This is a genomic window from Rhodococcus sp. EPR-147 (assembly GCF_001647185.1).
In the GTDB taxonomy this organism is placed as follows: Bacteria; Actinomycetota; Actinomycetes; order Mycobacteriales; family Mycobacteriaceae; genus Rhodococcoides.
In genome coordinates this window covers 1-7,482 of sequence record NZ_LVCU01000296.1, presented here as the reverse complement: position 1 = coordinate 7,482, position 7,482 = coordinate 1, and the positions used below count along the sequence as shown (strand labels likewise).

7 protein-coding genes and 1 pseudogene are annotated in these 7,482 nt (G+C 65.5%); 4 read left to right on the top strand and 4 right to left on the bottom strand.

Annotation, left to right across the window (positions count from 1 at the left end; all coding sequences use genetic code 11):
• Positions 1 to 607: pseudogene (locus A2J02_RS14150) on the top strand (tRNA pseudouridine(55) synthase TruB); the annotation flags it as partial.
• A gap of 34 nt (positions 608 to 641) precedes the next feature.
• Here A2J02_RS14150 and A2J02_RS14145 read toward each other — a convergent pair.
• Genes A2J02_RS14145 through A2J02_RS14130 form a run of 4 tightly spaced genes read right to left on the bottom strand, consistent with a single transcriptional unit; the run spans position 642 to position 4,058 of the window.
• Entirely contained in the window at positions 642 to 1,394 is a 753-nt protein-coding gene (locus tag A2J02_RS14145) for a metal-dependent transcriptional regulator (protein WP_373455154.1), read from the bottom strand.
• A 1-nt stretch (position 1,395) separates the two neighbouring features.
• Positions 1,396 to 2,268: a metal ABC transporter permease gene (locus A2J02_RS14140; protein WP_068050757.1), complete on the bottom strand. Its 873-nt coding sequence runs from the start codon at positions 2,266 to 2,268 to the stop codon at positions 1,396 to 1,398.
• Positions 2,269 to 2,271: 3 nt separating this feature from the next.
• On the bottom strand, positions 2,272 to 3,099 hold the full coding sequence (locus A2J02_RS14135; RefSeq protein WP_068050756.1) for a metal ABC transporter ATP-binding protein: 828 nt from the start codon (positions 3,097 to 3,099) through the stop codon (positions 2,272 to 2,274).
• On the bottom strand, positions 3,096 to 4,058 hold the full coding sequence (locus A2J02_RS14130) for a metal ABC transporter substrate-binding protein (RefSeq protein ID WP_373454829.1): 963 nt from the start codon (positions 4,056 to 4,058) through the stop codon (positions 3,096 to 3,098). The genes A2J02_RS14135 and A2J02_RS14130 overlap by 4 nt, the downstream gene beginning before the upstream one ends.
• 103 nt (positions 4,059 to 4,161) lie before the next feature.
• On the opposite strand from A2J02_RS14130, the gene A2J02_RS14125 reads away from it, so the two are divergent.
• The 3 genes from A2J02_RS14125 to A2J02_RS14115 form a co-directional block, all read left to right on the top strand.
• The gene (locus A2J02_RS14125; RefSeq protein ID WP_197478027.1) at positions 4,162 to 5,130 is read left to right on the top strand and encodes a bifunctional riboflavin kinase/FAD synthetase; all 969 of its coding nucleotides are present in this window, start codon (positions 4,162 to 4,164) and stop codon (positions 5,128 to 5,130) included.
• 121 nt (positions 5,131 to 5,251) lie between these two features.
• Positions 5,252 to 5,521 (top strand): 30S ribosomal protein S15, encoded by a 270-nt coding sequence (gene rpsO, locus A2J02_RS14120; RefSeq protein ID WP_032397847.1) that lies wholly within the window; start codon positions 5,252 to 5,254, stop codon positions 5,519 to 5,521.
• Positions 5,522 to 5,913: 392 nt separating this feature from the next.
• Positions 5,914 to 7,482 (top strand): polyribonucleotide nucleotidyltransferase (locus tag A2J02_RS14115; protein ID WP_068050754.1); only part of this gene is annotated, 1,569 nt, incomplete at its 3' end.

The window sequence follows — 7,482 nt, the reverse complement described above, 5'->3', positions numbered from 1 at the left end:
CGAGATCTCGACCGCGATTGCCGCCCTGACCGGTGACATCGAGCAGGTTCCTGCTAGTGTCAGCGCCATCAAGGTCGACGGGCAACGCGCCCACAAACTGTCCCGCGCAGGTGAGGAATTCACACTCGCCCCGCGCAAGGTCAGCGTCACCCGATTCGACGTGACGGCCAGGCGCGACGTGGCGGAGGGCGAATCGGCGTTCGTCGACCTCGACGTGGAGGTCGACTGCACGTCCGGGACGTACGTTCGGGCCCTGGCGCGCGACCTCGGCGCGGCGCTCGGCGTCGGCGGCCACCTGACCGTGCTGCGCCGCACCCGCGTCGGACCTTTCACCCTCGACCACGCACGGACACTCGAAGAACTGGCAGAGGACCCGGCCGTGAGCCTGGACATCGATCAGGCGGCCCGAACGGCGTTCCCGCACCGGCAGATCGACGCGAGTGAGGCGGAATCGTTGAGCCAGGGACGGTGGCTGGATCCGATAGGAATCGACGGGGTGTACGCGGCGGTCGATCCCACCGGGCACACCATCGCTCTGCTCCAGGAGAAGGGCAAGCGCGCCAGTTCGGTCATGGTCGTGCGGCCCGCGACCTTGCGCGGGCACTGAAACATTCGGCACGGATGCGGCACCGACCCGGCGATCAGGTCGCCGGAACCATCCAGATCGCCTCTGCGGCGCGGTGGCCGAGATCGATCGAATCAGTGGCGTCGGTGCGGGCCAACTCGATGGCGACGGTGCCGGCGTAGTCGCGTCGTTCGACCACCGTGATCGGCAGGTCCAGCGTGATGCCGACGGAGTCGAAGTAGCGGAGCATCGCCGGGTCGGAGTCGGAAATTCTGGCGACTCGGCCGGACTGTCCGTCGAGGTAGTCGCTCAGGCGGGTCGCGGACGGGGCCTCGATCGCACCGTCGACGGACGGAATCGGGTCGCCGTGCGGATCGCGTTCGGGGTGGCCCAGTTTGGCGTCGATTCGATCCATCATCAGATCCGAGACGGCATGCTCGAGGATCTCTGCCTCGTCGTGCACTTCGTCCCAGCCGTAACCCAGCTCTCGCACCAGGTAGGTCTCGATCAGTCGATGTCGACGCACCATACCGATGGCAGCGAGACGACCCTTCTCGGTCAGTGAGATGGCTCCGTAGCGGGCGTGGTCGACCATGCCCTGGTCGGCGAGCTTGCGAATGGCCTCGGACACCGTCGAGGCGGAAACACCGATGCGCTCGGAGAGCATCTTGGTGCTGACCGAGTCCTCGCTCCACTCACTGGCCGTCCAGATGACCTTGAGATAGTCCTGCGCAACCGCGGACAGCTGGACGCCCTCGTCGGCCGGTGCGGGATCGTCTTTTCGTAGCGCCACGTCGCCGAGCTTAGGCAATCCAATGGAAAAAGACATCTCACCCGGCCGGAGCCACCGGCACCTGTCCGCGTTGTCGCAGAGCGCGTACGACGATGCCCTGTGAGGGGCTGAAGAGGTAGGCAAGGACGAAGACCAGTCCCTGGGTGAGCACGACGCTGCCGCCGGAGGACACGTCGAGGTAGAAGCTGGCGTAGATCCCCACCAGCGCGCAACCCACCGAAATGACCGGTGCCAGCACGAGCATGCGGCCGAAGCTGTGCGTGAGCAGATAGGCGGATGCACCGGGAGTGATCAGCATCGCCACCACGAGGATGACGCCGACGGCCTGGAGCGCGACCACGGTCGTCAGGGCGAGCAGGGTCAGCATGACGGCCGAGATCACCGACGGGTTGATGCCTACGGCGCGGGCCTGGGTGCGGTCGAAGGCGAAGAGAGTGAAGTCGCGACGCTTGACGATCATGACGACCAGCGCGATACCGCCGAGGACGAAAACCTGAACCATGTCTGCCTGCGAGACTCCCAGCAGATTGCCGAACAGGATGTGGTTGAGGTCGATCTGACTCGGAAACTTGGAGATCAGGACGACGCCGAGTGCGAACAAGGTGGTGAAGACGACGCCGATAGCGGCGTCCTCCTTGACGACGGTGGTGTTGCGGACCACTCCGATGGCACCGACCGCGATGAGCGCGAACAGCAACGCTCCGATCGCGAACGGTGCCCCGAACAGGTATGACAGCGCGACGCCGGGAAGAACTGCGTGCGAGACGGCGTCGCCCATCAGCGACCACCCGATGAGGACGAGCCAGCAGCTCAGCACCGCGCACACGATGGAGGCGGTGACAGTGACCAGGAGGGCTCGCTGCATGAAGGTGTATTCGAGTGGGTCCACGAGAAAATCGATCAGATACACGGTTCAGCTCGCTTCCGTGGTTCGGGTGGCCGGATTTCGAGTGCCCGCACCCAACTCGCCGACCTTCGACGGGTCGATGCCGAAGGCCAGCGCCAGGTTCTCCGGGCGCAGTACGTCGGTCGGACTGCCGTGCATCAGCACGCGCTGCTGCAGCAGGATCGCTTCGTCGCACAGTTCCGGTAGGGCATGTAGATCGTGTGTGGACACCAGAACCGACGCACCCTGTGCTGCGAGTTCGCGGAGCAGCCGGGTGATGGTTGCCTCGGTTTTCTTGTCCACACCGGCGAAGGGCTCGTCGAGCAACAGCAGCGATGCCTCCTGGGCGATGGCGCGGGCGACGAACGCACGCTTGCGCTGACCGCCGGAGAGCTGGCCGATCTGTCGGTTCGCCAGTTCGGCGAGGTCGACGCGCTGCAGAGCCTCGTCGACGGCCAGTCGATCGGCGGCTCGGGGAGTGCGGAGAAAATTCTGCTTCCCGTATCGGCCCATCATCACCACGTCGCGCACGCTGATCGGGAATGTCCAATCGACGGATTCCGCCTGGGGCACGTAGCTGACCGTGCCGGCCTTGCGCGCCTGCGCCGGGTCTCCGCCGAACACGGTGATCGAGCCGGAGTTGGGCTTGACCACTCCCATGACGGCTTTGAACAGCGTCGACTTGCCCGACCCGTTCATTCCGACCAACCCGCACACCCGGCCGGGTGCGAGGGTCAGGCTGGCATCGGTGAGGGCTACGACGTCGCGGTATCGAACGTTGACGGCGTCCACCGACAGCGCTGCCCCGGTCTCGTGCGGGGTCCTTTGACGCGGGTCTCCAGTGTGCTGGGTCATCGTTCTCCTACCAGTGCGTCGGCGATCAACCGTGCGTCGTAGCGCAGTAGATCCAGGTACGTGGGGACCGGTCCGGTGGCGTCGCTCAGAGAATCGACGTAGAGCTGTCCGCCGAACCGCGCGCCGGTGTCCTCGGCGACCTGCAGCTGCGCCTTGTCCGAGACCGTCGACTCGCAGAACACGGCAGGTACGTCGTTGTCGCGAACGAAGTCGATGGTGCGGACCACCTGCTTCGGCGTTCCTTCCTGCTCGGCGTTGACCGGCCACAGGTAGGCCTCCTGCAGATCGAAGTCGCGGGCCAGATAGCCGAATGCGCCCTCGCAGGTGACGAGCGCGCGCTGACGAGCCGGTAGCCCGGAGAGATCCGCGGCCAGTTCGGCACCGACCTCGCGTAGTTGTCCCACGTATGCGGCTGCGTTCGCGCGGTAGTCGTCGGTGTTGGCGGGATCGAGCGCGACGAAGGCGTCGGCGATGTTCTCGACGTACGTCTCGGCCACGACGGGCGACATCCATGCGTGGGGGTTCGCTTTGCCGGCGTAGGCGTCGTCGCGAATGTAGATCGGGTCCACGTTCGCACTCACCACGGCGTGGGGTGCGGGGATGCGCTCGACGAATTTCTCGAACCAGGCCTCCAGCCCGAGACCGTTGTCCAGGATCAGCTCGGCCTGCTCTGCGGTGCGTAGGTCTCCTGGGGTCGGCTCGTAGCCGTGGATCTCGGCTCCGGCTTTTGTGATCGATTCCACTCGGAGGTGATCGCCGGCGACATTGGCGGCCATGTCGGCGAGGACGGTGAAGGTCGTCAGAACCAGGGGTCTGCCGTCGTCGAGCACCGCCGGATCGTCCTCCCCGACGGCACGGGCGCAGCCGCTCGAGGCTGCCACCAGTAGTCCCACCACGGCCCAGCTCGCGAGAATCCGCCCACTGCGCGATCCACACCGGCGAAGAAAAAAGTTAGGCACACCGAAACATTTACCGTGGGGATACCTTTTTGTCCATACGTGCCGCGCGCGACACGCCTGTCCGAGAGTGACCGAGCGGCCGTCGGGCCGTAGGCTTCGCGGTGTGCAGAGATGGCGAGGTCTCGACGATGTACCTGCCGACTGGGGTCGGTGCGTGCTCACGATCGGCGTCTTCGACGGCGTTCATCGCGGACACGCACAACTGATCGGGCGAGCGGTGGCCGCTGCGAAGAAGCGCGGCGTTCCCAGCGTGCTCATGACGTTCGATCCCCATCCGATGGAGGTCGTGCGACCGGGAAGCCATCCTGCTCAGTTGACGACCCTGACGAGGCGGGCCGAACTCGCCGAGGAGCTGGGTATCGACGTCATCTGCGTCATGCCGTTCACGCCCGAGTTGATGAAGCTCACTCCCGAGCGTTACGTGCACGAGATCCTGATCGAACGCCTGCACGTTGCCGAGGTCGTCGTCGGTGAGAACTTCACCTACGGGAAGAAGGCGCTCGGCACCGTGCCCATGCTGCGCAAGATCGGCGAACGGTCCGGATTCGCAGTCGACGGAGTCAACCTGCTCGCCGAGCACGCCGTGACGTTCTCCTCGACGTACATCAGATCGTGTGTGGACGCCGGTGACGTCGCTGCAGCCACCGCCGCGCTCGGGCGACCGCATCGCGTCGAAGGAGTCGTCGTGCACGGAGACGGCCGAGGTCGCCAAATGGGTTATCCCACAGCCAATGTCGCGCCGCCCATGTACTCGGCCATTCCCGCCGACGGCGTGTACGCGGCATGGTTCACCGTGCTCGGGCCGGGTCCGATCATGGGGACGGTCACTCCGGGGGAGCGGCATCCGGCTGCCGTATCGGTGGGCACCAATCCCACGTTCTCGGGTCGTACCAGGACCGTCGAGGCATTCGTCCTCGACGGTGAGGCCGACCTGTACGGGCAGCACGTGGCAGTCGACTTCGTCGACCGACTGCGCGGCATGGAGAAGTTCGACTCGATGGAAGCCCTCGTGGAGGAGATGGGCCGCGACGCCGAGCGGGCCCGGACGATCCTGGCGGCCAGCACGGCCTGATAGGCTGTCCCCTCGGTGCTCGCTGCGGTCCGCGGCGGCTGTACCGGCTTCGATCCCGTGGTCTCGACACCGGGCGCGTAGCTTCCTTTCACGCGGACGTCATTGATCAGGAGTAGTACCAGTGGCATTGACCACCGAACAGAAGAAGGCCGTTCTCGGCGAGTACGGCTTGCACCCCACCGACACGGGTTCGCCCGAGGCGCAGGTTGCAATGCTCACCAAGCGCATCGTCGACTTGACCGAGCACCTCAAGACGCACAAGCACGACCACCACTCCCGCCGCGGCCTGCTGCTGCTGGTCGGACGTCGTCGTCGTCTGCTCAAGTACATCGCGAAGGTCGACGTCACCCGCTACCGCTCGCTCATCGAGCGTCTGGGTCTGCGTCGATAATTCGCATCGACGCGAGGATGTCACCGATGCACGGTTCGACGCGCCGGTGCGCACCCGACTCGCAGCAATAGTGCAGTAGCCAACGAGGCAGTGCTTAGACTGTTCCTCGTTGGCTATCTGTGTTTGTACCGCAAGAACAGTTTCGCCAGCACGAGAAAGCGAATGCACAGCATTCGCACACCGCCGTGTATGCCTGTCATGCCGTGGTGACGGTCTTCGGTAGTGGCCTTTCGGATACGAGATCCGGTGGGCTTCGATCGATGGCCGCCTCCGCGCAGCCGCGTCCCGAGAGAAGCTCGGAGATGGACGGCACAGGTATGCCGCCACAGCCAGGAGGGCTGGTGGTGTGTCCACGCGGGCACGGCAAAGACGAGAGGACGAGAACAGAACACATGTCGGAAACCACAACCTTGGACGTCGAAGAAGGCGTCTACGAAGCAACTGCGATCATCGACAACGGCACGTTCGGCAAGCGGACCATCCGCTTCGAGACCGGCCGCCTCGCGCAGCAGGCCGCAGGCGCAGTCGCCGCGTACCTCGACGAGGACACCATGCTGCTGTCGGCAACGACCGCCGGCAAGCACCCTCGTGAGGGCTTCGATTTCTTCCCGCTGACGGTCGACGTCGAAGAGCGCATGTACGCCGCGGGCCGTATCCCCGGATCGTTCTTCCGCCGCGAGGGCCGTCCGTCCACCGACGCCATCCTCACCTGCCGCCTGATCGACCGGCCGCTGCGTCCGACGTTCGTCGACGGACTGCGCAACGAGATCCAGGTCGTCATCACGGTCATGAGCCTCAATCCAGCCGATCTGTACGACGTCGTCGCGATCAACGCGGCATCGGCCTCGACGCAGATCGCCGGACTGCCGTTCTCCGGTCCGATCGGCGGCGTTCGCGTCGCACTGATCGACAAGCAGTGGGTCGCGTTCCCGACCAACGAGCAGCTCGAGAAGGCCGTGTTCAACATGGTCGTCGCCGGCCGCATCGTCTCCGGCTCAGGTGCCGACGCAGACGTGGCGATCATGATGGTCGAAGCCGAAGCCACCGAGAACGTCATCGAGCTCATCGAGGGTGGCGCTACCGCCCCCAACGAAGCGGTCGTCGCCGAGGGACTCGAGGCATCGAAGCCCTTCATCGCAGCCCTGTGCACCGCACAGCAGGAGCTCGCGTCCAAGGCAGCAAAGCCCACCGGCGACTACCCGGTTTTCCCGGCGTACCAGTCGGACGTCTTCGAGGCCGTCGAGAACGCCGCGAAGATCCCGCTCAACGAGGCACTGACCATCGCAGGCAAGGCCGAGCGTGAGAGCAAGCTCGACGAGGTCAAGGCTCAGGTCCTCACGTCGGTCGGAGACAGCTTCGCCGGCCGCGAGAAGGAGATCGGTGCCGCATTCCGCGCACTGACCAAGAAGTCGGTTCGCCAGCGCATCCTCACCGATCACTTCCGCATCGACGGCCGCGGCATCACCGACATCCGGTCGCTGTCCGCCGAGGTCGCGATCATCCCGCGTACCCACGGATCCGCCCTGTTCGAGCGCGGCGAGACCCAGATCCTGGGCGTCACCACCCTCGACATGGTCAAGATGGCGCAGCAGGTCGACTCGCTCGGGCCCGAGACGTCCAAGCGCTACATGCACCACTACAACTTCCCGCCCTACTCCACCGGAGAGACCGGCCGCGTCGGTTCGCCGAAGCGTCGCGAGATCGGCCACGGCGCGCTCGCCGAGCGCGCTCTGCTGCCGGTTCTGCCCAGCCAGGCAGAGTTCCCGTACGCCATCCGCCAGGTCTCCGAGGCACTGAGCTCCAACGGCTCGACCTCGATGGGCTCGGTGTGTGCATCGACGCTGTCGCTGCTCAATGCCGGTGTGCCACTGCGTGCCCCGGTCGCCGGAATCGCAATGGGCCTCGTGTCCGACGAGGTCGACGGTGAAACCCGCTACGTCGCCCTCACCGACATCCTCGGT

Bases quoted from the DNA above. Each gene is read 5' to 3' on its own strand.
- A2J02_RS14145 (WP_373455154.1), bottom strand. From the start codon at position 1,394: ATGTCTTTTTCCATTGGATTGCCTAAGCTCGGCGACGTGGCGCTACGA.
- A2J02_RS14135 (WP_068050756.1), bottom strand. From the start codon at position 3,099: ATGACCCAGCACACTGGAGACCCGCGTCAAAGGACCCCGCACGAGACC.